1 protein-coding gene is annotated in these 501 nt (G+C 48.7%); it reads left to right on the top strand.

All coding sequences use genetic code 11. From position 1 onward, the window contains the following. Positions 1–220 precede the first annotated feature (220 nt). Positions 221–501: BrnT family toxin (locus EK369_RS21685; protein WP_030074904.1), on the top strand; the 281-nt coding region annotated here is incomplete at its 3' end.

The following is a 501-nucleotide window of genomic DNA, read 5'->3' on the forward strand; positions in this document are numbered from 1 at the left end:
TTAGCATACGATATTTTCCGTTTCGTGAGTTGACCCCTAAGAGTATCTCTTATGCTAGGCTATAAACGTGATAATTTCACGCCTATAGGCGGAAATTCAAGATTACTATTATTATCTTGAGTTTTTTTAAGGGTGGCTTTTGAGACTCGCAGCGGAAGGAATCGACGCTTGCGTAGCTATTTTTTGGGGGTACACTAAATAAGAGGACAAGGAGACCCTGATGGCCCCAGGCAGTGAGATCGAGTACGACCTGCGCAAACAACAAGACACGCTGAAACATCGCGGCCTGGATTTTAACGATGCACCGGTCGTCTTTGCCGGCAACACCTTCTCGATGGTAGATGACCGCCAGGACTACGGTGAAAAACGCATCATCACCGTGGGCAAGCTCACCGGCAAAACCGCCGTGATTGTTTGGACGCAACGCGGAACAAAGCGCCGCATTATTTCCATGAGGTACGCCAATGAACGCGAACGGCAACAATACGAACAGCACCTGGT

It is taken from the genome of Shimia sediminis (assembly GCF_003990645.1).
In the GTDB taxonomy this organism is placed as follows: domain Bacteria; phylum Pseudomonadota; class Alphaproteobacteria; order Rhodobacterales; family Rhodobacteraceae; genus Shimia; species Shimia sediminis.